This window comes from Microcoleus sp. Z1_A1 (assembly GCF_036700305.1).
In the GTDB taxonomy this organism is placed as follows: Bacteria; Cyanobacteriota; Cyanobacteriia; order Cyanobacteriales; family Microcoleaceae; genus Microcoleus.
This window is the reverse complement of record NZ_JAUBOR010000032.1, coordinates 38129-62228: the sequence shown is the minus strand read 5'-3', so window position 1 is coordinate 62228 and position 24100 is coordinate 38129. Positions and strand designations below refer to the sequence as shown.

Annotated in this window: 18 protein-coding genes; 8 read left to right on the top strand and 10 right to left on the bottom strand. The window is 45.0% G+C overall.

What is annotated here, in order from left to right; translation table 11 throughout:
• Positions 1 to 205: 205 nt before the first annotated feature.
• Positions 206 to 2098, bottom strand: coding sequence for a PAS domain S-box protein (locus tag QT973_RS19965; RefSeq protein ID WP_333392035.1), 1893 nt, complete (start codon positions 2096 to 2098; stop codon positions 206 to 208).
• 474 nt (positions 2099 to 2572) lie between these two features.
• On the opposite strand from QT973_RS19965, the gene purH reads away from it, so the two are divergent.
• Both purH and QT973_RS19955 read left to right on the top strand, forming a co-directional pair.
• A complete protein-coding gene (gene purH / locus QT973_RS19960) occupies positions 2573 to 4120 on the top strand; it encodes a bifunctional phosphoribosylaminoimidazolecarboxamide formyltransferase/IMP cyclohydrolase (RefSeq protein ID WP_333054049.1) in 1548 nt (515 codons plus the stop codon).
• Between the two features lie 333 nt (positions 4121 to 4453).
• Positions 4454 to 5398, top strand: coding sequence for a 2OG-Fe(II) oxygenase (locus QT973_RS19955; RefSeq protein ID WP_333054048.1), 945 nt, complete (start codon positions 4454 to 4456; stop codon positions 5396 to 5398).
• A 412-nt stretch (positions 5399 to 5810) separates the two neighbouring features.
• On the opposite strand, the gene QT973_RS19950 is transcribed toward QT973_RS19955, so the two are convergent.
• Positions 5811 to 7292, bottom strand: coding sequence for an ankyrin repeat domain-containing protein (locus QT973_RS19950; RefSeq protein ID WP_333054047.1), 1482 nt, complete (start codon positions 7290 to 7292; stop codon positions 5811 to 5813).
• A gap of 96 nt (positions 7293 to 7388) precedes the next feature.
• Here QT973_RS19950 and QT973_RS19945 point away from each other — a divergent pair, with 96 nt between their 5' ends.
• A complete protein-coding gene (locus QT973_RS19945) occupies positions 7389 to 7859 on the top strand; it encodes a DUF4079 domain-containing protein (protein ID WP_333054092.1) in 471 nt (156 codons plus the stop codon).
• A gap of 280 nt (positions 7860 to 8139) precedes the next feature.
• Here the strand turns inward: QT973_RS19945 and QT973_RS19940 are convergent, their stop codons facing one another.
• The gene (locus QT973_RS19940) at positions 8140 to 8370 is read right to left on the bottom strand and encodes a transposase (RefSeq protein WP_333054046.1); all 231 of its coding nucleotides are present in this window, start codon (positions 8368 to 8370) and stop codon (positions 8140 to 8142) included.
• A 674-nt stretch (positions 8371 to 9044) separates the two neighbouring features.
• Positions 9045 to 10529: a glutamate synthase small subunit gene (gene gltD / locus QT973_RS19935; RefSeq protein ID WP_333054045.1), complete on the bottom strand. Its 1485-nt coding sequence runs from the start codon at positions 10527 to 10529 to the stop codon at positions 9045 to 9047.
• Positions 10530 to 10652: 123 nt separating this feature from the next.
• Between gltD and QT973_RS19930 the strand changes: the two genes are divergently transcribed.
• Together QT973_RS19930 and QT973_RS19925 are read left to right on the top strand one after the other, a co-directional pair.
• On the top strand, positions 10653 to 10877 hold the full coding sequence (locus QT973_RS19930) for a hypothetical protein (RefSeq protein WP_333054044.1): 225 nt from the start codon (positions 10653 to 10655) through the stop codon (positions 10875 to 10877).
• A gap of 172 nt (positions 10878 to 11049) precedes the next feature.
• Positions 11050 to 12081, top strand: a complete 1032-nt coding sequence (locus tag QT973_RS19925) for a sulfate ABC transporter ATP-binding protein (RefSeq protein ID WP_333054043.1) — start codon at positions 11050 to 11052, stop codon at positions 12079 to 12081.
• 693 nt (positions 12082 to 12774) lie between these two features.
• Here the strand turns inward: QT973_RS19925 and QT973_RS19920 are convergent.
• A complete protein-coding gene (locus QT973_RS19920) occupies positions 12775 to 13980 on the bottom strand; it encodes an EAL domain-containing response regulator (protein ID WP_333054041.1) in 1206 nt (401 codons plus the stop codon).
• A 421-nt stretch (positions 13981 to 14401) separates the two neighbouring features.
• On the opposite strand from QT973_RS19920, the gene QT973_RS19915 reads away from it, so the two are divergent.
• On the top strand, positions 14402 to 14917 hold the full coding sequence (locus QT973_RS19915) for a heme-binding protein (protein WP_333054040.1): 516 nt from the start codon (positions 14402 to 14404) through the stop codon (positions 14915 to 14917).
• Here QT973_RS19915 and QT973_RS19910 read toward each other — a convergent pair.
• From QT973_RS19910 to QT973_RS19900, 3 genes are all read right to left on the bottom strand, one after another.
• Entirely contained in the window at positions 14904 to 15320 is a 417-nt protein-coding gene (locus tag QT973_RS19910; RefSeq protein WP_006631723.1) for a secondary thiamine-phosphate synthase enzyme YjbQ, read from the bottom strand. The two genes, QT973_RS19915 and QT973_RS19910, sit on opposite strands and share 14 nt — an antisense overlap.
• A 110-nt stretch (positions 15321 to 15430) precedes the next feature.
• Positions 15431 to 16531 carry a glycosyl transferase gene (locus QT973_RS19905; RefSeq protein WP_333392032.1) on the bottom strand — a complete coding sequence of 367 codons (1101 nt, stop codon included), beginning with the start codon at positions 16529 to 16531 and terminating at the stop codon, positions 15431 to 15433.
• 150 nt (positions 16532 to 16681) lie between these two features.
• Complete coding sequence (locus tag QT973_RS19900) at positions 16682 to 17695, bottom strand: hypothetical protein (RefSeq protein WP_333054038.1); 1014 nt, start codon at positions 17693 to 17695, stop codon at positions 16682 to 16684.
• A 122-nt stretch (positions 17696 to 17817) separates the two neighbouring features.
• On the opposite strand from QT973_RS19900, the gene QT973_RS19895 reads away from it, so the two are divergent.
• Positions 17818 to 18384, top strand: a complete 567-nt coding sequence (locus QT973_RS19895) for a hypothetical protein (RefSeq protein ID WP_333054037.1) — start codon at positions 17818 to 17820, stop codon at positions 18382 to 18384.
• Between the two features lie 13 nt (positions 18385 to 18397).
• Here QT973_RS19895 and QT973_RS19890 read toward each other — a convergent pair whose 3' ends face one another.
• On the bottom strand, positions 18398 to 19831 hold the full coding sequence (locus QT973_RS19890; RefSeq protein ID WP_333209454.1) for a transposase: 1434 nt from the start codon (positions 19829 to 19831) through the stop codon (positions 18398 to 18400).
• Between the two features lie 626 nt (positions 19832 to 20457).
• Between QT973_RS19890 and QT973_RS19885 the strand changes: the two genes are divergently transcribed.
• A complete protein-coding gene (locus QT973_RS19885) occupies positions 20458 to 22926 on the top strand; it encodes an ATP-dependent Clp protease ATP-binding subunit (protein ID WP_333054035.1) in 2469 nt (822 codons plus the stop codon).
• Between the two features lie 301 nt (positions 22927 to 23227).
• Here the strand turns inward: QT973_RS19885 and QT973_RS19880 are convergent, their stop codons facing one another.
• Positions 23228 to 23788, bottom strand: a complete 561-nt coding sequence (locus QT973_RS19880) for a Uma2 family endonuclease (protein WP_333054034.1) — start codon at positions 23786 to 23788, stop codon at positions 23228 to 23230.
• Positions 23789 to 24100: the final 312 nt, after the last annotated feature.

The window sequence follows — 24100 nt, the reverse complement described above, 5'->3', positions numbered from 1 at the left end:
GCCCGTCCAAAAAGGACGGGCGGGACGCCCATCCCACAATAACAATTAAAATTGTAAGTTATTTAATTCGCGATCCTAAGTATGCGTTCCCAGCCAGAGTCTGGGAACGAGAAAAAACGATTTTTCTCGTTTTGTAGGAGTGCGAGTCCCCCTCGCTTGTTTGCCTATATATCAAGTTGGTAACGTGTAGATTGCACATTCCGCGCTAAGGTGCGATCGGAATTCTGATAGCAAATTCCGTGCCCTTGCCCAATTCCGAATTACAATATAATTCGCCTTTGTGTCTTTCTACAATAATTTGATAGCTAATTGACAAACCCATTCCCGTGCCTTTGCCAATGGGCTTGGTAGTAAAAAATGTATCGAATATCTGCTGTTTGACTTCCTCAGTTATTCCAGGGCCGTTGTCGGCAATTTTAATTTCTACAAAATTGCCGACAACTTCCGTACCAATCATAATCTGGCTGGGATTTTCTAGCATTTCTCGACAAGTTTGCCTACTGTTGGCATCTTCTAAAGCATCGATCGCATTGCTGAGGATATTCATAAAAACTTGATTGATCGGCCCAGCGAAACACTCAACGGTTGGCAATTTTCCGTAGTGTTTTACAATTTGAATTGGCTGCTTTTCTCCGTTCCCTTTCAAACGGTGATTGAGAATTAACAGCGTGCTGTCGATACCTTCGTGGAGGTTAACGGGTTTCATCTGTGAATCGTCATGCCGCGAAAAGTTCCGCAGCGACTGCACAATCTGGCAAATGCGATCGACACCAACGCTCATTGAAGATAGTATTTTAGGTAAATCTTCAGCTAAAAAATCTAGATCATTTTTTTCTCTTTGCTCTTGAATTTCTGCGACTGGATTAGGATAGTGTTGTTGATAGAGTTCGAGGTGATCGAACAAGTCTTGAGTATAATTGGTCAGATGAGCGAGATTGCCGTAAATGAAGCTGACTGGGTTGTTAATTTCGTGAGCGACGCCGGCAAGTAGCAATCCCAAACTAGACATTTTTTCGCTTTGAACTAATTGGGAATTAGTGGCTTTTAGTTGCTCCAGTGTGGCTCCTAGTTGAGCTGCTTGTTCTCGGCTTTGTGCTTCGGAATTATGCAAGGCTTCTTCGGCTTGTTTGCGCTCCGTGATGTCTCTCTGTACGCCAATAAAATGAGTTAATTGGCCCATTCGATCGCGCACGGGAGATATGGAGAAACAATTCCAGAAAGCGGTTCCGTCTTTGCGGTAATTCTTTAATATTACCTTGCATTCGCTTTCTGCTTGCAAGGCTTGGCGAATTATTTCTACTGCCGCCGGATCCGTATCGCTTCCGTGCAAAAATCGGCCGTTTTTTCCGATAATTTCCTGCCGCCGATAACCTGTCATGCTTTCAAATGCTGGATTGCAATAAATAATTGGATTTTCGGGGTCAGTGGCGTCAGAAATCGTAACTCCGGTGCTAGTAGCTGCGATAGCTCGATCGTACAACCAAAGCATTTCTTCTGCGCGCTTGCGATCGGTAATGTCCCGCAGCGTAGCTAAATAAGCCATTTCTCCGTCCCATTCCGTTTCCACCACCCGCATTTCTACTACAGCATTTGCTTTTTGCTTGCGAATAGCTTCAACTTCTGTTTGCACGACGCGAGTTCCTGGTGCTTCTGTTTTTCCAACTTGGGGAATAATATCCGTCGCCATCTCAAGGTCACAAGCGGAAACTTCTACTACTAAATTGCCAAAAAATGCTTGCCCTAAAAGTTCCTCTGCGGTGCAGTTAAACAGCGCTTCTGCTGACTGGTTGGCAAAACAGACAAGTCCTAGCTTGTTAACGATTGCGATGCCGTCGGCATTTTTTTCGATCACATTCCTAAACCGAGATTCGCTAGCTTTCAAATCCTGCTTTAGCTGTTCCATTGCTCGCTCCATCTGCTGCAATTCGCACAAACTAACACTATAAGCTTCGGAAATATTGGTCTCTGGTGAATTCTGGATTCTTTTTTTTGAAATCTGTTGGTAGCTTGTTCTATTAGTCAGATTGGGAGCAGTTTGTTTATGATTCCTGCTAATATTACTGAGCTTATTTTCTGGATCTGCTTCTTGAAAAAACATATGTTAACCCTACCAAATTATTGTTTAGATTAATGTGTGGCGATCGCCCTATTTTTCGGGAAATTTAGGGAGAGAGCAATTTACACCCGATGCTAGCACATTACTTTTAGAATTCATCATAAAACATCGTTAAAATTCAAGAGCGATCGCCCTATAATTATCTATTAAGTTTTATTAAGTAATTTCAACAACATTGACACTTACGTAGCGACACGAACTGTGGAAGCTGGATATGGCTTCAATCCCCCTCGCACTCACAAAATAATCAGTTCCACGCGCAAGTTCTAGATATCTAGAAACCACTGGTCAGTATAAAATATTATATAAATTTGACAAAAAATATGGTCACAAATAAGCGAACTCATCTTTGATTATTAAAAATAATCATAATTAGCCATGACCAAATCATCTCCCTGCGGGCCGATTTGGTATAGAATATAACCTATCTATTTTTGCGATCGCAACTTCAAACCAATGGCACGTCTAGCACTTCTGAGCACATCCAATAAAACCGGACTAATCGACTTAGCGCGCAGTCTAGTAGAAGAATTTGAATTTGACATAATTAGTAGTGGCGGGACAGCAACGGCTCTCAAAGAAGCAGGCATCCCAGTCACCAAAGTTGCAGAATATACTGGTTCCCCCGAAATTTTGGGAGGGCGAGTCAAAACACTTCACCCACGAATCCACGGTGGCATTTTAGCACGCCGCGACGTACCGGAAGACCTCGCAGATTTAACCGCAAATCAAATTCGGGCGATCGATCTAGTTGTAGTCAATCTGTATCCCTTTGAAGAGACAATTTCTAAACCAGGAGTTACTCTAGCAGACGCAATTGAGCAGATAGATATCGGCGGGCCGGCAATGTTGAGAGCTTCCGCCAAAAACCATGCTCATTTGACAGTTTTGTGCGACCCAGAACAGTACAATACTTATTTAAAAGAACTGCGGGAAAATGGTGGCGAAGCATCCTTAGAGTTTCGGCAAAAATGCGCTCTAGAAACCTTTAAACATACAGCCAACTACGATCGCGCGATCGCAACTTATCTCAGCAGCAGCCAATCCGCTGAAAAATCTTCGCTACCAGACGAGTTTAATTTATCAGGAAAAGAGTTGCAAACTCTCCGCTACGGCGAAAATCCCCATCAAGCCGCCACCTGGTATCAAAGCGGAACTACACCGACAGGCTGGACGACTAGCACCATCCTGCAAGGCAAAGAATTAAGCTACAATAATTTAGTAGATTTAGAAGCAGCAAGGCGGCTAATCGTAGAATTCCCCGACACACCTGCCGCCGCTATTCTGAAGCACACAAATCCTTGCGGTACAGCCTTGGGAACAACTATTTCTGAAGCTTATCAAAAAGCCTTCGACACCGATTCAGTCTCAGCTTTCGGCGGAATTGTCGCCCTCAATCGCCCGATTGATGCTGCTACCGCAACGGCGTTAACTCAAACATTTTTAGAATGTATTGTCGCGCCGGGGTGCGAGCCAGAAGCAGAAGAAATTATCAAAAAAAAGGCGAAAGTTCGAGTATTAATTTTGCCAGATTTGACTCAAGGGCCGCCACAAACTGTTAAAGTTATTGCAGGCGGTTTGCTGGTGCAAGACTCAGATAATATAGTAGAAGAAACTAGCAAATGGCGGGTTGTTACTGAGAAACAGCCGACGGCGGGAGAGTTGGAAGAATTGCTGTTTGCTTGGAAAGTAGCGAAACACGTCAAATCTAATGCGATCGTTGTGACGCGCGATCGCACTACAATCGGTGTCGGCGCCGGACAAATGAATCGCGTGGGTTCGGTTAAACTAGCATTGGAACAAGCAGGAGAAAAGAGCAAAGGAGCGATTTTGGCTAGCGACGGTTTCTTCCCCTTCGACGATTCCGTAAAAACGGCGGCTGAGGCGGGCATAATTGCGATCGTCCAACCGGGAGGAAGTATGCGCGATCGAGATTCCATTGAAGCCGCCAACCAACTCGGAATCACAATGGTTTTCACTGATATCCGCCACTTCTTGCATTAGGAATAAGACCTAAAGCAATTTTCAATTGTGTGCCATATTGTAGGGATACAATAGTGTTTATTGGTCTTAACTTAAGTCGGAAATTATTTGTATCTCTGGTTTTACTCTAAGTCTCGATCCCCCTAAATCCCCCTTAAGAAGGGGGACTTTGAGAAGAATCCTTTCCCGTCTTAAGACGGGAGACTTTGACACTCTTGTCTCCCCCTTAACAAGGGGAACTTTTACACTCTTGTCCCCCCCTTTTTAAGGGGGGTTAGGGGGGATCGGGAAGGCTATGACACCAATCAACACTGTTATGTCGTACCAAATTCCCAGTTGCGTCCTTCAAAAATTATGACTAGCACAATTCAACCGCAAATTAAACCCCAAGACATAAAAGTCAAAATCCTGCTCACCGGGGGACATCAATGCACCGTCACCCTCAAATCTGATACACCATTATTGCACAGCCTGATCAAAACATTAGTCGATCGCACCCAACAAACACTGGGTTTTTCGCCCTTATTTCAAATCCCCATAGACGACGGGCGTTCCGCCCTTTCTTTTCCCGGCGAACACCTAGTCGGATTAGTCACAGAACCCCCAATTTACTTGCAGCAACTGCAACCGCAGCAGCCTGCAACTCCTGTAGAAATTCCCGCCGAAATTCCCGCCGAAATTCCCGCCCCTGCGCCGCCTGTAAATGACGACTTAATATCTCGCTACGCCCAAATAGACAACTTTTTGACCCCTGCCGAAAAAAACAAACTCCTTAAATATGTCTTAGCAAAAGAATCAGAATTTGTGACAACCAGCACCTCAACTAATGCCGAAGACTACCGCCGTTCGATGGTACTCCACTCGTTCCCCGAATTTTCCGAACTGATGGTTAATCGCATCAAAGCAATTCTCCCCGACGTGCTGCAAAAATTAAATATTCCCTCATTTCCGCTTGGTGAAATAGAAGCTCAGTTAACCATGCACAATGACAACAACTTTTATAAGCTTCACAACGACAGCGGCTCTCCAGATACCGCCACCCGGTTTTTCACTTACGTTTACTATTTCTATCGAGAACCCAAAGCTTTTTCAGGTGGCGAATTGCAAATTTACGACAGCAAAATTGAGAACAATTTTTATGTTGCAGACAAGACATTCAGAACTGTTGAACCTCGCAATAACAGCATAGTATTTTTTCTGAGTCGCTATATGCACGAAGTTTTGCGAGTTAGCTGTCCCTCAAAAGCTTTTGCTGATAGCCGATTTACTATTAACGGCTGGGTACGTAAAGCAAATTGAGGTTAATATCATGTCGGGTCGAGCTACCGCGATTTTTGTAGGGGCGGGTTCCACCAACCATAATCGCCAATAATTGACAATCTCAAAAACCCGCCCCGACCGGGATATTATGGTTAATCGATCGGACATGATATAATTCATTGTCCGGGACGCACTAATCACCTAATTATGTCATTCTGAGTGAAGCGAAGAATCTCAAATTATTGCCACACCATTACAATGGGTAAGTCCCGATATCTGATACCAATTTCATAAAGTTATGCTACATAGAAAGTTTTACTCCCCCCCTTAATAAGGGGGGGTTGGGGGGGTAGATATGTAGCGCTATTTTATGAATTTGGTAGGAGATTCTTCACTTCCCAAAGCCTACCCTCAGAATGACAGAATTATCTTACTCAAAACTATTTCATTCTTACTCCAGTGCTCCAGCACTTTTGAGCAATTTTACCACACTGGAATAACCCTTAAACTCAGCCAGCATTAAAGCTGTATAATTTCCCGGATTTTTGTGGTTTAGTTCTGAACCAGCATCAATTAAAATCTTTACTGCATCAGGATAACCCCGATGTGCGGCCCACATTAAAGCAGTTGCGCCCGAATCATCCAGCACGTTGACATCGGCACCTTTTTCGACTAATAATTGGACGATCGCCATATAACCGCGATCGCACGCCTTCATTAAAGCCGTTTTCCCCAAATCCGCCGGGACATTCGGATCAGCACCGCCCTCAAGCAAAGCCTTCACAGTCTCGGTATGTCCGTGAAACGCAGCCAGCGTCAAAGCCGTCTCCCCAAAGTTTTTCGCATTCAGAAACTCATCCCGATTTGAGTTTACTTTTTGCAGCAAAGCCGATACGATCGCACTGTGGCCGTGAACAGCCGCCACCAGTAAAGGCGTATCGCCCAACCTATTTCTAGCACCGACACTAGCACCTCGGTTTAAGAGCAATTCCACCACATCTTCGCAGCCTTCAACCACCGCAAAATTCAAAGCAGTTTCATCATCTTTATCCTTAGCGTTGATATCCGCGCCAGCATCGAGTAAGATATGGGCGATCGGCGCATTTCCCCCAGCAGCAGCCGCCATCAAAGCCGTGCCCCCATCTCCATTTTTTACATTCGCATTAGCACCCGCACCAAGCAAAGTTTGCACCACATCAGTATTGCCAGAATCCGCAGCCAAAGTTAAAGCAGTTTCTCCGTTTTTGTCGGGAATTTCGACATCAGCACCAGCAGCCAACAGCGCCTCGACAACAGCCAAATTTCCCGCCGTCGCAGCCAGCATCAAAGCAGTTTTGCTCTCTAGATTTTTAACATTAGCATCCGCCCCACACTTGAGCAAAATTCGCACAATTTCAGCGCTACCTTGACGGACAGCTAAAAACAGCATAGAATTCTCAGCAACCGCACCCGCATCCACCAAAGCTTTGACAACAGCTTCGTGACCCGATAAAGCAGCTATTTTCAGAGCAGAATCTCCATCTTTATCTCGGACATTTACATCAGCATTAGCATCAAGTAACATCCGCACAACATTGATATCTCCTTTGAGAGAAGCCGCCATCAAAGCCGTACTTCCATCATCATTTTTAGCATTAACATCAGCACCCGCCGCCAGCAACAGTCGCACAGAGTCAGCCTGTTTGTGAGCCGCCGCCAGCATCAAAGCCGTTAGCCCAAAACGCCTGCTCACCTGGTTGACATTAGCGTCATTGTTTAGTAAACTACGCACGATTTCTGTATAGCCCTTTTGGGCAGCAAACATCAAAGCCGTCGTCCCCTCAGAGTCTTTGGCGTTAGCGTTAACACCCTTAGCGAGTAAAGCTTGGACGTGAATAATGTTGCCAGTCTTGGCGGCTTGAATCAATACAGCGTCTTGTTTAGTGGCAGCCATAATAGTCTCTCATACCGTATATTTTTACCGTCGCACGAGACGGCCTGACTGGTATGCTAAGTTTTATGAAGTATGTTTGCTAATCCTCAGAACACCATGAATCTCGAAATTCCTCAGTCAGTGAAAGTTTGGAGCCAATTCTTCCACCCAGTTTTAATGTGGGTACTGCTGGCCATCTCATTTTATGCTTTGTATCTCGGCTTGCAAATCCGCCGTACCAGAAGTGCGGAAGGCGAAGTCAAAAAAGAGTTAATTAAGGGTAAATTCAACATCAAGCATCACCAGATGGGTTCTTTGCTGCTAGCCTTGATGGTAACGGGTGCAGTCGGCGGAATGGCCGTCACCTACATCAACAACGGCAAACTATTTGTCGGCCCGCACTTGCTAGCAGGGTTGGGAATGACGGCAATAATTGCGATCGCAGCATCGCTGACTCCTTTGATGCAAAAAGGCAATGATTTGGCCAGAAACACTCACATCTTTCTGAATATTGTGCTCTTGGGGCTGTTTGGCTGGCAAGCGGTATCAGGCGTAGAAATCCTGCAAAGAATTATCAGCAAAATGTGATAATTTGAGTAAAATTGCTAATTGCTAATTGCTTTGGGGCGATTAGCGATTAGCAAGTAAATTATCTTATTTTAGTAGTTTAATAGCCCAAATTTTTTTGATATTTTAATATATTAAAATTAAATTTATCAAAAATTTATAAAATTAATTAGGTAATTTTTTGAATCCACAATAAGAAAACACCTGCTATTAAACCTGATAAAACGCTTTGTCTACCCAACAATAATCACGGCTATTTCATTATAAATAATTCCGGTTCTTCTTTACTTAGTATGCCAAACTAATAATTAAAATGCCAAGTAAGCAAACATCTATTTTTGTAGCTTGCAAAATTTATAAAGCGATAGGCAGAACGTTTTATTAACTTAAGCTTTTTGTTAATACCTTCAACAATACCACTTGTTGTCCTATTATCAAAGTAAGCAATTATCTCGTCAAACCAATTAGTAAGAGTCTTAACAGTATCTGGAAAATATTGTTGAGTTCTTTCCTGGCAGATACCAATTCTCAACAATGCCCTCAACCAATTTGTTTTTTTTACTCAAATATTTGTCGGAAATTTTCTTGTAATTTATGCCTTTCTGCAAGATTGGGACACATATTTTTAACCTCAATTTATTTGACTGATTTAGCTATTGATTTAGCATACCAAGTAAGGAAGAACCGTTTTTCATTTCTGACTCAAGTGAATTAGAATCAGACATCGATTTAAAAGTAAATTAGAATAGTTAAAGAGAAAAATCAGTTGTAAGTTGATCTCTGTAGGAGTAAAGATTGTAATCTTAAAATTTTTTCCTTATAACCGATAACTCATCAACTTATTTATTTTTGATTCCTAAGATACAAGGGGCGGGTTTCACCAACAATATTTGCCTAAAATCCATAATTTCGTAAACCCGCCCCCACCCAACGGTAAATCGCAATCTACCTATTTCAAGGTACAAAGGGCGGGTTTACAACATTTTGGGTTTTTAAATCAAAATCTTGGCGAATCCGCCCCTACGGGCTTAATACAGCGTATTCCAGGTTTATGAAGTACACCGCGCTCTCACGGGGTTTCTTTACAGTTCTCGCCTCATTACTGATTCTGTTGCTCGAAACCCGGTCGATCGCGATCTACATCTACATGGAATAAGCTGTAAATTATGGGAAATTAAACAATCTCGATCGACCCACACCTACCAACTAAGGCAAATCAGTGCTCCCCATCAGATAAAGGTCGCACTCCCGGGCCACGCCCCGCCCTTCGTTAATCGCCCAAACCACCAAACTTTGTCCCCGGCGACAATCACCAGCCGCGAAAACTCCCGGAATGCTGGTTGTATATTTTTCGTGCTCGGCTTTCACGTTGCTGCGGGCGTCACGTTCCAATCCCAAGTCATCCAGCAAGGGCTGTTCCGGGCCGAGGAAGCCCATCGCTAACAAAACAAGCTGTGCCGGCAACACTTTTTCGGTGCCGGGGATGTGGTTCGGAATAAACTGCCCTTTCTCGTTTTTCGCCCACTCCACCTCAACGGTGTGCACAGCTTTGACATTGCCGTTTTCGTCGCCCTCGAACTTTGTCGCCGTGGTGAGATAGCCGCGGGGGTCATCGCCGAATTTGGCTGCGGCTTCTTCTTGGCCGTAGTCGAGACGGTAGACTTTTGGCCATTCAGGCCAGGGATTGTTGGCCGCGCGTTCCGAGGGCGGTTTGGGCAGGATTTCTAGCTGTACGAGGCTTTTGCAGCCGTGGCGGATGGAGGTGCCCACGCAGTCGGTGCCGGTGTCGCCACCGCCGATGATCACGATATCTTTGCCTTCGGCGGAGATGAAGTTGCCGTTGGTGCTCTTGTCGAGAACTGCTTTGGTGTTCGCAGTCAGGAAGTCCATTGCGAAGTGGATGCCTTTTAATTCCCGGCCGGGGATGCCCAAGTCGCGGGGTTTTGTCGCGCCGGTACAGAGCACAACGGAGTCGTATTCTTTTAGCAGTTGTTCTGCTGGTAAGTCTTTGCCGACTTCGGTGTTGCAGACGAATGTCACGCCTTCGTCTTCGAGGACTTTGAGGCGGCGCATCACGACTTGTTCTTTGTCTAGCTTCATGTTGGGGATGCCATACATTAGCAGGCCGCCTGGTCGATCGGCTCTTTCGTATACTGTTACCCAATGACCGGCTTTATTTAGTTGCGCGGCGGCGGACAAACCGGCGGGCCCGGAACCGATGACGGCGATTTTTTTGCCGGTGCGTTTGGCGGGTGGTTCGGCGGCAATCCAGCCTTCATCCCAGCCTTTATCGATAATCGAGGCTTCGATGTTTTTAATCGTCACCGGCGGATTGTTGATGCCGAGCACGCAAGCGCCTTCGCAGGGGGCGGGACAGACGCGGCCGGTGAATTCAGGGAAGTTGTTGGTTTTGTGGAGTCTGTCAAGGGCTTCTTTCCACAGTCCGCGATATACTAGGTCGTTCCATTCCGGGATGAGGTTGTTAATCGGGCAGCCGCTTGCCATGCCGCTGATAATTGTCCCCGTGTGGCAAAACGGAATGCCGCAATCCATGCAGCGCGCTCCTTGGCTGCGGAGTTTGTCCTCATCCATCGGTAGGTGAAATTCGTCCCAGTTGTGGACTCTCTCGACTGGTGAGAGTTCGGAGGGCAGTTCGCGCAAGAATTCGATAAAGCCTGTTGGTTTTCCCATAGTGGTGTTCTGGTTAGAATTTACTATTCTGTCCGTTTCTCAAAGGTGAAGCTGGCGGGCTTCTGAATTAACTATTGTGATCTAAATTGTGTGCGATCGCACCTCAGATTGAGCAATTTGTACATGAAATCTTTAATATCGCCGGGAGTCGGGGAATTGTCGGCAGCGGTAAAATATAGATATATCGACAGCAAAGAAACCGGGTTTTTTACGGGAATTAAAGGTTTTAAAGGTTTTGATGCAGTATTTTCGTCCATCAAACCCGGTTTCTACGTAATTTCAGCATGGCTTATTCTGGGACGATCGCATTTACGGCTACAGCCACATCTGAAAACCCTCGCGGGTTAACTCAGACGGCCCGCCAGCGTCAACTTCCAAGCGCCGTCCCCATCAGGATGGCTCGAAATACAATACAAAAAGTTACAGACCTTGCAAAATATTAATTTCAGGATATACTACTGTAAATCGGTCAGATATATGGAGTTAATACCATCAACTCCTAAAATAGGTACACAAAGTCATGAGCATTACAATTGAGAACGTATCGAAACACTTCGGCTCCTTCCACGCGATTGACAACGTGAGTTTGAAAATAAAAAACGGCTCTCTAGTCGCGCTTTTAGGGCCTTCCGGTTCGGGGAAATCGACTCTGCTGAGGATGATTGCTGGACTAGAACCGCCGGACACGGGTCATATTTACCTGATCGGCGAGGATGCTACCCACCAGTCGGTGCAGGAACGGAATATTGGTTTTGTGTTTCAGCACTATGCTTTGTTCAAACACATGACTATTCGGAAAAATATTGCTTTTGCGATGGAAATTCGCAAAGTTCCTAAAGACTCTATTCGCAGGCGGGTTGATGAACTTTTGGATTTAGTTCAGTTGAAAGGTTTGGGCGATCGCTATCCTTCGCAACTTTCCGGCGGCCAGCGGCAGCGGGTGGCTTTAGCCAGATCTCTAGCAGTTCAACCGAAAGTGCTGCTGCTAGACGAACCTTTTGGAGCATTAGATGCTAAAGTTCGCAAAGAATTGCGATCGTGGCTGCACAACCTTCACAAAGAAGTTAACATCACCACAGTTTTTGTGACTCATGACCAAGAAGAAGCTATGGAAGTAGCCGATGAAATTGTGGTGATGAACCAAGGTAGAGTCGAACAAGTTGGCACTCCTGCTGAAATTTACGACAAACCGGCAACAGCTTTTGTGATGACTTTTATTGGGCCTGTCAATGTGTTGCCCAATGCTGCGGGTTTGTTCGCGAGCAACGGTACAACGCCTCAAAATAGTGGAGCGGCTCATTGTGAATTAGTATTTTGGCGCCCCCATGACGTGGAAATTCAAACTAAGCCGGAGTCTGGTTTTGCATTAGCAAAAGTCAGCCGCATCATTCATGTAGGACGCGAAATTCAAACCCAGTTATTGTTAGAATCGGGTCAGGTAGTAACAGCTTACGTAAGTCGCGATCGCTTCGATTATCTACAGCTCAAGCAAGATCAGCAAGTTTACGTCAAGGCCAAACACGCGATGACTTTCCCTGCTTATTCAGCTTAAATCCGTGGCTGCATCTTACTCAAAATACTATCGAGGATCTCCTACAAAACACTGTTGCCACATCGTTACCAGGCTTGTGCCTGGTAATGCTGTCTTGTGGATATAAATCGGAGGAGCGGTTCTTCCTTCCGTAGGTCAAAAAAATATCAACTCCGGCTTTAAGTTCTCCCCCTTAGTAATAATTTCTTCAGCCGTGTATTTGGCCATGACTCCTTTTAATACTTCTTCAACCGCCGGATATATAATGCGAGCAATGACTTATTCTTCGTCATCTATTTGTTTAAAAATAGCTGGGACTTCTTCTAATAGAATGTGCCTGTTGAGCGCTACATATGTGAAAAAATCTTGCAAATATTTTGAGGAAGCTTCAGCGGAACTTTCCTGTTTTTCCACCCTGACGCTCAACTTTTTTACAGTATAAACTGTGGGGGTTATTACGTGATTTTCTTCTCCTACTAACTGTTATTGCACTTTACCAAACTGCATCAGCACGCCCAGTTCTCCGAGGTTGACAATGACAAGCAATTTGGACAAAATAGCTAAAAATACTATCGAGCTAGTTTAACAGCTATGTAAACATCCTTATTGTATTGCTTGACTTGATTTACTCAACGTTACTGGTAGATTATAAAAACATATTTTACCCCAACTATGGCACTTAATTATCTGCTCTATATTGACTTTATAGATATTTTATTTTCCTGCCATTAACAACTGTTCAAAATCCGCTGCAGCCAAAGGAGGACTAAACAAATATCCTTGCATTATATCGCACTTATAGCGCCATAGAAAATCTTTTTCGGCTTCCGTTTCAACTCCTTCGGCAATTACCTCAAGACAGAGACTGTGCGCCATTTCAATAATAGCTTTCACAATCGCTGCATTTGTGCAACCATCGGTTATATTGCTGATAAAACATCGGTCTATTTTTAAAGTATCGAAGGGGTATTGCGTCAGATAGCTTAAAGAAGAATACCCAGTGCCGAAATCGTCAAGAGATATACAAACTCCCAAATTTTTCAAATGTTGCAAAGTCGCGATCGCACTTTCGGCATCCTCTACCATCAAACTTTCTGTCAGCTCTAATTCTAAACTGCTCGCTTCCAAACCAGTTTCTGCTAAAATTTGGGCAACTCTGCTGCTGAGATCCGGTTGGTGAAATTGGCGCGGCGACAGATTCACCGCTACCCGCAGCCCCGAAAAACCAGCATTTTGCCAAACTTGCATTTGCTTGCAAGCTGTCTGCAAAACCCACTCACCTAACTCTACAATGAACCCAGTTTCTTCGGCATGGGGAATAAATTCTGCGGGCGAAATCAGCCCTTTTTCTGGATGTACCCAGCGCACTAAAGCTTCTGCGCTCATAATTTTACCAGTCTGGACATTGACCTGCGGCTGATAGTAAACTTGGAATTCTTCTCGTTCCAGTGCGTTGCACAAACGAGTTTTGATCTGCTCTAGTTTGTCGGCAGTCTTTTGGATAAATTCGCTGCTTTGCGATCGCAAAGTATTGTACTGTTCAGCAACAGCTTCTTGTTTTTTCAAGCGGCTCGATATCGCGCCCACAAGTTCAGCTTTACTAAAAGGTTTAGTCAGGTAATCATCTGCCCCCAATTCCATACCTTGCCGCATTTCAGAGCGATCGGCTTTACCGGTGAGAAAAACAAAAGGTACTGTAGCAGTAACAGGATTAGAGCGCAAGGCCATCAGCACCCCATACCCGTCAAGTTCTGGCATCATCACGTCGCAAATAATCACGTCGGGAAGATTTGACACCGCCGCATATAAACCTTGCGATCCATTTTCTGCACCCGTCACGTCGAAACCTTCAGCTTTGAGGAGTTTGAGAATATTCTCCCGAATTACTTGCTCGTCCTCAATCACTAGAATCTTTTTCATACGTCATTCCCTGAAAGCGGTATAATTGATAGGCGTTACTGAACGCGATAAGCGTCCCAATAACTGAGAACGCACAGATCGATGGGCCCAACAGCCGAATATTTTCCGACACAAATAGCAAACACCTGAAAAACGCTAATTTTTCAAGCACAACTAGATTAATGTTTCTCTGCTTAGTCAGTGCCGTCCGTATTATTACGAGGTTAATTAATAATCTCTCAACTAATTCTAGGCGATCGATAGTTAGCAGCGCCTTAAATAACTGCTAAACTAATTGTGCCACCTGAACGATTGTCTGCAAACAATCTCAGCCTATTTATATCAGTTGCCAAAAACCATGCAACTGCAAGCAAGTTCCAAACCCTTGCGGAGTCAGTCTTTCCCCATTCTTCAATGTAAAATCTCAACTTTTAAATCTCAAATGGTATTACCTACTGGATTCCCTGAACCCGCACAGATTGGGGTGATAGAAGTGAAGCAATATCCTCAGTACCGCGCTGTCACCTACACCCACGCGGGCGATTTGCGACAAGCAACTGGCATCGCCTTCAATCCCTTATTTCAACACATCAGCAACAACCAAATTGCGATGACAACGCCAGTAGAAGCGCGCTATACGGAAACTTCCGAGGCAATCGATGCTGTTCCCCAAGCTGAAGTTTCGTTCCTCTATCCCACACCAAATATCGCCCCCAGCAGCGTTAACTCCGCTGTAGAAATCACGGATACTTCGCCGATGACGGTTGTCAGCATTGGCGTGGGCGGGGCCTACACTTGGGAAAGCTACGAAAATAACCTCCAGAAACTCAAAGATTGGCTTCAAGAACATCCTGAATACGAAATAGTCGGGCCGCCGCGCCGTTTTTTTTACAATTCCCCGATGACGCCGGAAGCAACTAAAATCAGCGAGGTACAAATTCCGATCAAGTGCCGCTGACGTGAACAACTAATTCGCGAATGTGACCCCGCTGGCGGTGTTCCCACAGGTAAATTCCCTGCCAAGTTCCTAACAGCAACCTGCCGCGATCGATCGGGATTTGTTCAGAAGTATGAGTCAGCGCAGTGCGAATGTGCGCCGGCATATCGTCTGGGCCTTCGGCATCGTGAATGTAGCGATCGTCCTCCGGTACCAGTTTAGCCAAAAAGTTAGCCAAATCCTTAAGTACATCCGGGTCAGCATTTTCTTGAATCACCAAACTAGCAGAAGTATGGCGCAAAAATAAGCTGCAAAGTCCCGTTTTAATACCTGAATTCGCCACCGCATCTTCTATCTTAGGAGTGATTTTGGACAGAGATTTCCCGGTAGTTTGAATCTTGAGTATCTGTTGATAGTGATTCATTCGATTTTAGATTTTAGATTTTAGATTTTAGATTTTGGATGAGACTGATGCCAAACTCTTCTGTTGGCGGAGGTAGACTTTGTTTGTGTAAGATCGATTTCTAATCGGACTTATGAAAAATAGTCTACAACAGCTTGGGCGATCGCCTCCGTACCATTTTTATCCAATTTATCCGACAAACGCGGCGGATGCAGCGGTTGTCGCAAAAACTCCCAATCCCCCTCAAAAAACTCCGCCGCCGTCACAATTTGATGTTCCGCATAATTTTGAAGCCATTCCAGCAACACCGCAGCTTCTGCAAAACCTTCTCTCATGATAGAAACAACAGGTATTTCCAAGCGAAAAGCTTCCGCAAAAGTGCTGTATCCGGGTTTAGAAACTAAGCGCCCGCAGACAGGCATAATATCAACCGGACGCGGTAAAATCGGGAAAGATTGTGTAAACTCTTCATTTTTGACATAAATCAAATTTGGCAAATCGGGTGCTCCCGCATCAAAAGTAATAAATTGCCAGTCGCTAAATTGCTGTAAATTTTGATAAGGAATTTCCTCTAAACCCAATCCGCCGAACGTCAGCAATACAGTTTTTTCCAGCGGTGTTTCGATGCCGAATGCTTCCCGAACTTTATCGTTACTGTAGCGAGGATTGCCGCCAGTCAAGCCCACATCTTGAATATTTGGGAAAGCTGCCATCGGTTCGTGCAAAGGAAGACGAAAAAGCCGATCGCACATTCCGAAACACTCACCAATCCAATCTGCCATTTCTACAAATTCCCCGCCCCAATCGCGATAGATAAAATCCCACCCAAAATTGCTCATCATCCAGCAAGGAACCCCAGCCGCTGCCGCCATTCGCGTTGCCAAAGGAGGAATATCTGCCAGCACCAAACCCACCCGATTTTGCTTGATAAAATTAACTTCGCTGGCAATTAGGGAATTTTGCTTTTTCCGAATTTCCCGCAATTTTTCCAGCGTCGCGTCTTTATCCATATTCAAACTGTCAGCTTGCACGACTCCGACATCAAAAGCGCGGGGACGGTGGATAAAGTCGCCACCAATGTAAGATTCTAGCAGCCAGCGAGGTGCTGTTGTTGTGATAATTAGTAAGATATCTGGATTTAATTCTTGAATTTTTGCAGCTACCGAGGAGACTCGGACAGCGTGGCCGAATCCGTGATTTGTGATGGCAATATATAATGTTGGTCGAGACATTGATAATAGGGAATTGGGAATTGGGAATTGGGAATTGGGAATTGCGAATTGGAGGTAGAGACTGGAAGGCAACAAGGCCAAGCTTCAAGCAACGCACAACCAACAATGACACAATTAATAACTAATGACTATCGAATACGCAAGAATTTATCAATCAGACGCGCCCTCAGACCAAACAGGCAATTGATTAATCTTGTCCAGGGTTATATCTACATACTTTTTGCCGTCCGCTGCTAGATTTTCCCCAAAATATCCCTCATCGCCGTCGTGCTTGTGAGGGCCGCTCAAAGCTGCTGCATAGCGGCCTTGCAAACGAGCTTGGTTGAAAGGAGAAGTCGCGTACCAGTACCAGCGACTGGGAAAAACTATGCCGCCAATATCCTCAACTGAATCGCGAGTGCCGCGAAAGTGGAAAATGCGATCGGCTTCTGCAAAACCATTTTCTCCCGAAAACACGCCCCCAACCGAAACAACCGTAATTTCTGCCTTCAGCCATTCTTTAAGATAGCGAGTAGCACCCAAAGCAACTTGTGCTCCGCCGCTAGTGCCAATTAAAATAACTTTCACAGGTTTTTGAGAATTAACTGAAATGGGAGATTGAGCATTCATGCGATCGATAATTGCCTTAGCCAATCCCTGATTATATGCAAAGCCGTAGCGATAATCTAGAGAAATTGCAAATCTCCAGAGATTGCGAATTTTAATTAATATATCTCCCGCAATCGGCCCGCTTTTTGCCTGTTCTGCAAACCGCCAAAAAGGAGCTAGCCAGCGCTCTCCTCCTAAACTTTTGTTAGAAGCTGAATAAGGAAAAACATCGCCCACTGCTACGCACTGCGGGTGACTTTTAACTAAACGCTTGAGAAACAACTCTTCACCTGGGGTTAATTCGTCCCCGGAAAAATCGCCAACTCCCGATAAAAAGATGATATAACAATTGAGTGGCGAAGACTTGCGGGCTTCTAGATTGCCCTTGTTTGAGGGCAGTATCTCCGGCGGATTTTTCTTGATACCAAAAGTTTCAGCACTTTGATTCAGCCACCATATAACAGTTCCCACCGGCGAAAGAATGCCCCAAATTATCAGGATTACACCTGCGATGAGCAACAAATTTAAACTTCCCCCGCGCAGCCATGCAAGTATCCGTAAAATCAATCTTAGCATTTAATAAAATCTGGTAGAATGCCAATTAATTACTTAATTACCTAGAAATACTTCGGTGATTCTGCTGTATTAGAGCTTATTTTGTAAAAGTTGTCAACTATCTTGAGGAGCAGGAGTTCAACGTGAAGGGAGAAGATTCAATTGCAAGTTTGGGGGCAACCCTTTGGAACGCACTTTCATTGAACGGCAATTTTTACGAAAAAACTCCCTACACTCGCAGAACTAAGCGAATAGCTTTAACAATTGTAATTTTAGCTGCGCTGTCCCGCGTGTTGGGCAGTGCTGCGATCTTGTTAATCAACCGAACTGAGCCATCAGTATTATTTCTAGGACTTTTGATAGAGGGTTTGGCAGTCGCGGGGGGTTATTATTTTTGGACTTTCACTATCTTTAAAATCGGGGAGTGGCTGAAGCCGGGACACGTAACTTATGGGGAGTTGCTGGTTCCGATCGGCTTTGCCTACGCCCCCCAAGTGCTGAATTTCTTAACGTTGATTCCTTTGCTGGGAGAAGGAATTGAGCGGATATTAGCTGTGTGGAGTTTGCTAGCTGTAATTGTGGCGGTTCGCCAAGGTTTGGATATTAAAACTCGCTGGGCGGTGTTAATTTGTTTGGTGGGTTGGCCATTGATCCAAATTGCGATCGGCTTTGTGGAAGTAATTGAACAGTTGCTTTCACGATGGCTGTGAACTAACCTGACGGTCAACTGGGTACAGTTAGACCGCAGGCTTCTTTTTCCTTTTTTGCAAAGGCTTTTTTGAGTGACGGAGTTCCCCCGCCACTTTTGTAACTCAGACCAATCTTTCTAATAAGTTTAGCTGAATTTTCATCTCGATCCAAAGATTCTCCGCACTGACAGGAATGCCAGCGTTCCGATAATTCTTTCGGGACTTTATTGATACATTTCCAGCAATGTTGAGAAGTTCCTTTCGGGTCAACAAACAAAACGCTTTTACCTAGCTTCCAGGCGACATATTTTAGGACGCTAGCAAATTGCCCGTGAGCAGCATCAAGCATTGATTTATTCAAACCGCTCTTAGCTGACTGACCGTTCGGCAAGTAAACCAAATTACCATCCTCAATATCGGTCTTGGGCTTGGCACGTCTAGTTAGATTTTTGACGCTCAAGTCTTCAACAACTAAAACATCGCATTTACTGAATAGCTCATGTGCTGTTTTGAACTGAAAATCTAATCTAGTTCTAGCTACAAACTGATGGAGTCTGGAAATCTTGCCCTTGATAATCTTCCAAGGTTTAGAACCCTTTACTCTACCAGCTAACTTCGCTTGAAGCCTTGCTAACTTCTGGGCCGACTTCCTCAAGAATCTAGGATTCTCAACTCTTCTGCCATTGGAAAGATAGACGTAATGGGTTATCCCCATATCTATACCAACAGTATTTTCGACCGTCGGTTGAATTTCTGTAACCGTTACGGGAACCGTCTTATCTTCTAGCGTCAAGGAAATATACCACCCATCTGCTTCTCTGATAACACTGCCCGTCTTAACTTTGAACCCTGTTGGTATTGGACGATGGAATACCATCGGCACTTGACCTATCTTTGCTAGGTCAATACAAATCCTGTTTTGCTCGTCCTTAACGATATGTAAATTATCTAGTTGAGGGTATGTGAAGGATTTGTAGTAATGAAGCCCCTTGAATTTGGGCTTACCTCTACGATTACCATTCTTGTCGGGCGTGGTAAAGTTTGAAAAGGAAGTTTCAACTCTGTTAACGACATCTTGTAAGACCTGAGAATCTAACACTTTATAATCAGGAAACAGCTTCTTAGTGTTTTTCAGGTCGGCAAGTTGTATCGTCTGCCACTGTACATATCCGCCTTCAAGGTTCGAGAAAACGTCGCCTTTCCTGGTTAAAGGATTGCCTAATTCATCCTTCTTCCTACCATCCCTAGTCTGCACTCTCGTCAAAGGAATATTTCGATAAATCTCCTCCACAGGGACTATCGAAACAATCAAAGGGCAGGCGTTGACGGGCGTTCTCGTGGCTTCCCACCATCTAAATCTTTCGCTGAGTCGGTAGTTGTACTGCCGACGACAAAGCTCTAGATGAGCCACAATTGTTGTTAGTTGGGCTTTTGTGGGTTTGAGGCGGTATTTATAAGTTAGCTGCATTTTTAAGCTTCCTTTTTTCGACCTTTGGATAGTATAGTTTATGTGTGTCCAAAATGCCATACCAAAAATTACTATTTCAATACTTGGAAGGTACATCAAAAAATCAAGATGCTCCCGAAGATTGATTCATAGTAGCCAAATGTGAACAAACCTGACGGTCAACTGAGTACAGTTAGACCGCAGGCTTCTTTTTCCTTTTTTTTCTCATGCTTTTTATAGTGAGGTAGTTCCACCCCCACTTGCTAATTTAGTATCAGAGTATTTCCCGATCATCTTGGGGTATAAAAGAATAATTGTCGGTTTCGGTACCGAAACCCGACGAGCCTTTCATCCCAAGGAGTAATTTATTCGGGGTACGGGGCGCAGCGCTCAGATGCGTCCCCTTTGAATATACCGAGGGACTTCCCGGCTGGTAGTTAATTTACACTGCCATTTGTCGATCGTACTGCGAGACGGCAACCACACCTATAGTATTCGGGTCTCCCCACTGTCCCTACCCCTTTAGCAAGATACATTGTTATAGAAGGAAATACACAAAAATTTACATCTATAATTTGTGTAGTGTTCCAAATCGCTCCTCACCAGCAGCGATACAGCCCTCGCCAAGACAGTAGGATAGAAAAAATATGTTTGAACGCTTTACAGAACAAGCCATTAAAGCAATCATGCTAGCCCAAGAGGAAGCGCGACGCCTCGGTCACAATTTTGTAGGCACCGAGCAAATTCTTCTGGGACTCGTCGGCGAAGGCACTGGCATCGCTGCAAAAGTATTACTGGATATGGGCCTCAACTTGAAAGAGGCGCGCAATGAAATCGAAAATATCATCGGCAGAGGTTCTGGGTTCCTCCCGCCAGAAATTCCTTTTACGCCCCGCGTTAAGCGCATTTTTGAGACGGCCCTGAACGAAGCGCGGCAGTTAGGCCACAATTACATCGGCACCGAGCACATCCTGCTGGGGCTGATTCAGGACGATGAAGGGGTGGCGGCGAAGGTGCTGCAAAACTTGGGGATCGATCGCCAGAGAGTCCGCACGCAGGTAATTCGTGCCGTGGGAGAAGTCGCGGCGGTACCCGGAGGCAGGGGAGATAGCGGCGATCGCAAAATCCCGACTTTAGAAGAATTCGGCACAAACCTGACCAAGTTAGCCGCAGCCGGCAAACTCGACCCCGTAGTGGGCCGCGAAAATGAAATCGAGCGCGTGATCCAAGTGCTCGGCCGCCGCACGAAGAACAATCCAGTGTTAGTAGGCGAACCGGGAGTCGGCAAAACAGCCCTCGCCGAAGGCCTAGCCCAGCGAATTGTTAACAGAAACGTCCCGGAAATTTTAGAAGACAAACAAGTAATCAGCCTCGATATGGGTTCGCTGATTGCTGGTACAAAGTTCCGAGGCGAATTTGAAGAACGGCTGACGAAAATCATGGCCGAAATTCGCGCTGCAGGCAACATCATTCTGGTAATCGATGAAATTCACACCTTAGTCGGTGCAGGCGCAATTCAAGGTAGCATGGACGCCTCCAATATGCTCAAACCCGCCCTTGCTAGAGGCGAATTGCAGTGTGTCGGCGCCACTACCTTGGACGAATATCGCAAACACATCGAGCGCGACGCTGCCTTAGAACGGCGCTTCCAACCGATAAAAGTCGGTGAACCGAGCGTGGCTGAAACAATAGAAATATTGTACGGGTTGCGATCGGCTTACGAACAGCATCACAGACTGACAATTTCCGACGCAGCTTTAGAAGCAGCGGCCACACTGTCAGACAGGTACATTAACGATCGGTTTTTGCCAGACAAGGCGATCGACTTAATTGACGAAGCAGGTTCCCGCGTCCGCGTGATGAATTCGCAAACCCCGCCCGAAGTTAAAGAGCTCAAAAAGCAACTGCCCGCAGTAACAAAAGAAAAAGATGCAGCAGTGCGCGAGCAAGACTTCGACAAAGCTGGAAAATTGCGCGATCGCGAATTAGAAATAGAAGCCGAAATCGCCGAAGCTACGATCAACAAAAGCCAACTCAAAACTTCTCCCATTGTCACCGAAGAAGACATCGCCCACATCGTGGCTAATTGGACGGGAGTACCAGTCAGCAAGCTGACAGAATCCGAATCGGAATTGCTGCTGCACATGGAAGACACGCTGCACCAGCGCTTGATCGGTCAAGAAGAAGCTGTCAGCGCAGTTTCTAGGGCTATCCGTCGCGCGCGGGTAGGCTTGAAAAATCCGAATCGCCCGATCGCCAGTTTCATCTTTTCCGGGCCCACAGGCGTCGGCAAAACCGAACTTACAAAAGCCCTAGCAACATATTTCTTCGGTTCCGAAGAAGCCATGATTCGGTTAGATATGTCCGAATTCATGGAACGCCACACGGTTTCCAAACTCATCGGTTCGCCTCCGGGTTACGTTGGCTACGACGAAGGTGGCCAACTAACAGAAGCAGTCCGGCGCCGTCCTTACACAGTCATCTTGTTCGACGAAATCGAAAAAGCTCACCCAGATGTCTTCAACATGATGCTGCAAATCTTAGAAGACGGCCGCTTAACTGATGCTAAAGGTCGGACAGTAGACTTTAAGAATACACTGCTGATCATGACATCAAACATCGGTTCGCGAGTAATTGAAAAAGGCGGCGGCGGCCTCGGTTTCGAGTTTGCTGACAGTGCAGCAGACGTTCAGTACAACCGCGTTCGCAGCTTGGTAAACGAAGAACTGAAACAGTTTTTCCGTCCCGAATTTATCAACCGCTTGGATGAGATTATCGTCTTCCGCCAGTTGAACAGGGAAGAAGTGAAGCAGATTGCGGACATTATGTTGCAGCAAGTCTTCAGCCGCTTAACCGAACAGGGTATTACTTTGTCGGTGACAGACCGGTTCAAGGACTTGTTAGTTACAGAAGGCTACAATCCCAGCTACGGTGCTCGACCTTTGCGCCGCGCAATCATGCGGTTGTTGGAAGATGTACTGGCTGAGGAAATGCTGTCTGGGAAGCTAAAAGACGGCCAAAAGGCGATCGTTGATGTGGATGAAAACGGTCAGGTTAAGATAGTGCCCGATGGCCCATCTGAGCCGAAATTGCCCGAATTCGCATTAAGCCATTAATCGGCTCTAACAACGGATAAATACATTTAATTAAAAACCCGGTTTCTCGGAGAAACCGGGTTTTTAATTAAATGAAACCAGTTGAAAAAAAGCAACTTTAGGCAAGCTCCAAATCCTTATATAATCAGTCATATCAAATTCGGTAGCATCGGACATTATTCCTCTCTGTATTCTCTCCCTCTGCGTTCTCTGCGCCCTCTGCGGTTAAATCATTCCGATACAACCGGAAACGATATGATTCCCAATTCTAAAATCTAAAATCTAAAATCTAAAATCTAAAATGGTATGAGTTATGACTCTATTATCCCAACACATTATCTACAGCAATTTCTATGTCTGGAAAAGCTAGAATAGATAAAACCTGACCCCGCTGAAATCTTTGAATATTTTGATATCCCGAAGGAGAAGGTTCGCGATAAACTACTACACATTGCTCGTTAATATCTACCAGCCAAACTTCTACAATATTGTCTTCCGCATAAAGAGGAATTTTGATATTTCTGTCAGTTTCAGCGGTTGCATCCGCTACTTCCACAATTAGTAAAATATCCTCAGACTGAGGATGTCCCGATTCGTAAAAATCATCGCGCCGCCGCAGTAAAGAAATATCCGGTTCAGGTTCCGAGCGATCGTCCAATTCTACCGGATCTTGAACTCCAATGGTTACTCTCGATAATAAACGGATATAGAATAACTCTGTCAGACGCTTGACATGAGATGTATGCCTTCTACCAACGGCGGCCATTTGAACGATTTCTCCTCGAATCAATTCAACTTTATCATCTTTTGTCAAGATGCCAGATTCAATCATCTGATGATATTCTTTTACTGTGAACAGGCGCTTCATAAACTGAGTTGTCATAATTTATTTATTTGGCGCTCCTTTTAGTTGCCCTTTTTCTGTTTCATCGCCTTTGCTGCTTTCACAATCTCAAATCGCGGCGCAAAAAAAGGAATTTTTACCTATTGATCTTAGTTTGCTTTTAAGGTATATTTTAGATAATGGGAGTAGTAACTTAAATTTTAAAATTGCCACTATTCCCATTATTAAATAATACATTGTCAAGCTAACAGTGTCAAGCTTTTTACCAAAAAAAAAAAGGCGATTTTTCAAAACTTCATCAACAAATAATCATAGGGTTAGGGTTTTGGTAAACCCACCCTAACCACCCAA

Bases quoted from the DNA above. Each gene is read 5' to 3' on its own strand.
- QT973_RS19925 (WP_333054043.1), top strand. From the start codon at position 11,050: ATGAGCATTACAATTGAGAACGTATCGAAACACTTCGGCTCCTTCCAC.
- QT973_RS19900 (WP_333054038.1), bottom strand. From the start codon at position 17,695: ATGCTAAGATTGATTTTACGGATACTTGCATGGCTGCGCGGGGGAAGT.
- QT973_RS19905 (WP_333392032.1), bottom strand. From the start codon at position 16,531: ATGTCTCGACCAACATTATATATTGCCATCACAAATCACGGATTCGGC.
- QT973_RS19915 (WP_333054040.1), top strand. From the start codon at position 14,402: ATGGTATTACCTACTGGATTCCCTGAACCCGCACAGATTGGGGTGATA.
- QT973_RS19945 (WP_333054092.1), top strand. From the start codon at position 7,389: ATGAATCTCGAAATTCCTCAGTCAGTGAAAGTTTGGAGCCAATTCTTC.
- QT973_RS19955 (WP_333054048.1), top strand. From the start codon at position 4,454: ATGACTAGCACAATTCAACCGCAAATTAAACCCCAAGACATAAAAGTC.
- QT973_RS19930 (WP_333054044.1), top strand. From the start codon at position 10,653: ATGAAATCTTTAATATCGCCGGGAGTCGGGGAATTGTCGGCAGCGGTA.
- QT973_RS19890 (WP_333209454.1), bottom strand. From the start codon at position 19,831: ATGCAGCTAACTTATAAATACCGCCTCAAACCCACAAAAGCCCAACTA.
- QT973_RS19950 (WP_333054047.1), bottom strand. From the start codon at position 7,292: ATGGCTGCCACTAAACAAGACGCTGTATTGATTCAAGCCGCCAAGACT.
- gltD (WP_333054045.1), bottom strand. From the start codon at position 10,529: ATGGGAAAACCAACAGGCTTTATCGAATTCTTGCGCGAACTGCCCTCC.
- purH (WP_333054049.1), top strand. From the start codon at position 2,573: ATGGCACGTCTAGCACTTCTGAGCACATCCAATAAAACCGGACTAATC.
- QT973_RS19920 (WP_333054041.1), bottom strand. From the start codon at position 13,980: ATGAAAAAGATTCTAGTGATTGAGGACGAGCAAGTAATTCGGGAGAAT.
- QT973_RS19965 (WP_333392035.1), bottom strand. From the start codon at position 2,098: ATGTTTTTTCAAGAAGCAGATCCAGAAAATAAGCTCAGTAATATTAGC.
- QT973_RS19910 (WP_006631723.1), bottom strand. From the start codon at position 15,320: ATGAATCACTATCAACAGATACTCAAGATTCAAACTACCGGGAAATCT.
- QT973_RS19885 (WP_333054035.1), top strand. From the start codon at position 20,458: ATGTTTGAACGCTTTACAGAACAAGCCATTAAAGCAATCATGCTAGCC.
- QT973_RS19880 (WP_333054034.1), bottom strand. From the start codon at position 23,788: ATGACAACTCAGTTTATGAAGCGCCTGTTCACAGTAAAAGAATATCAT.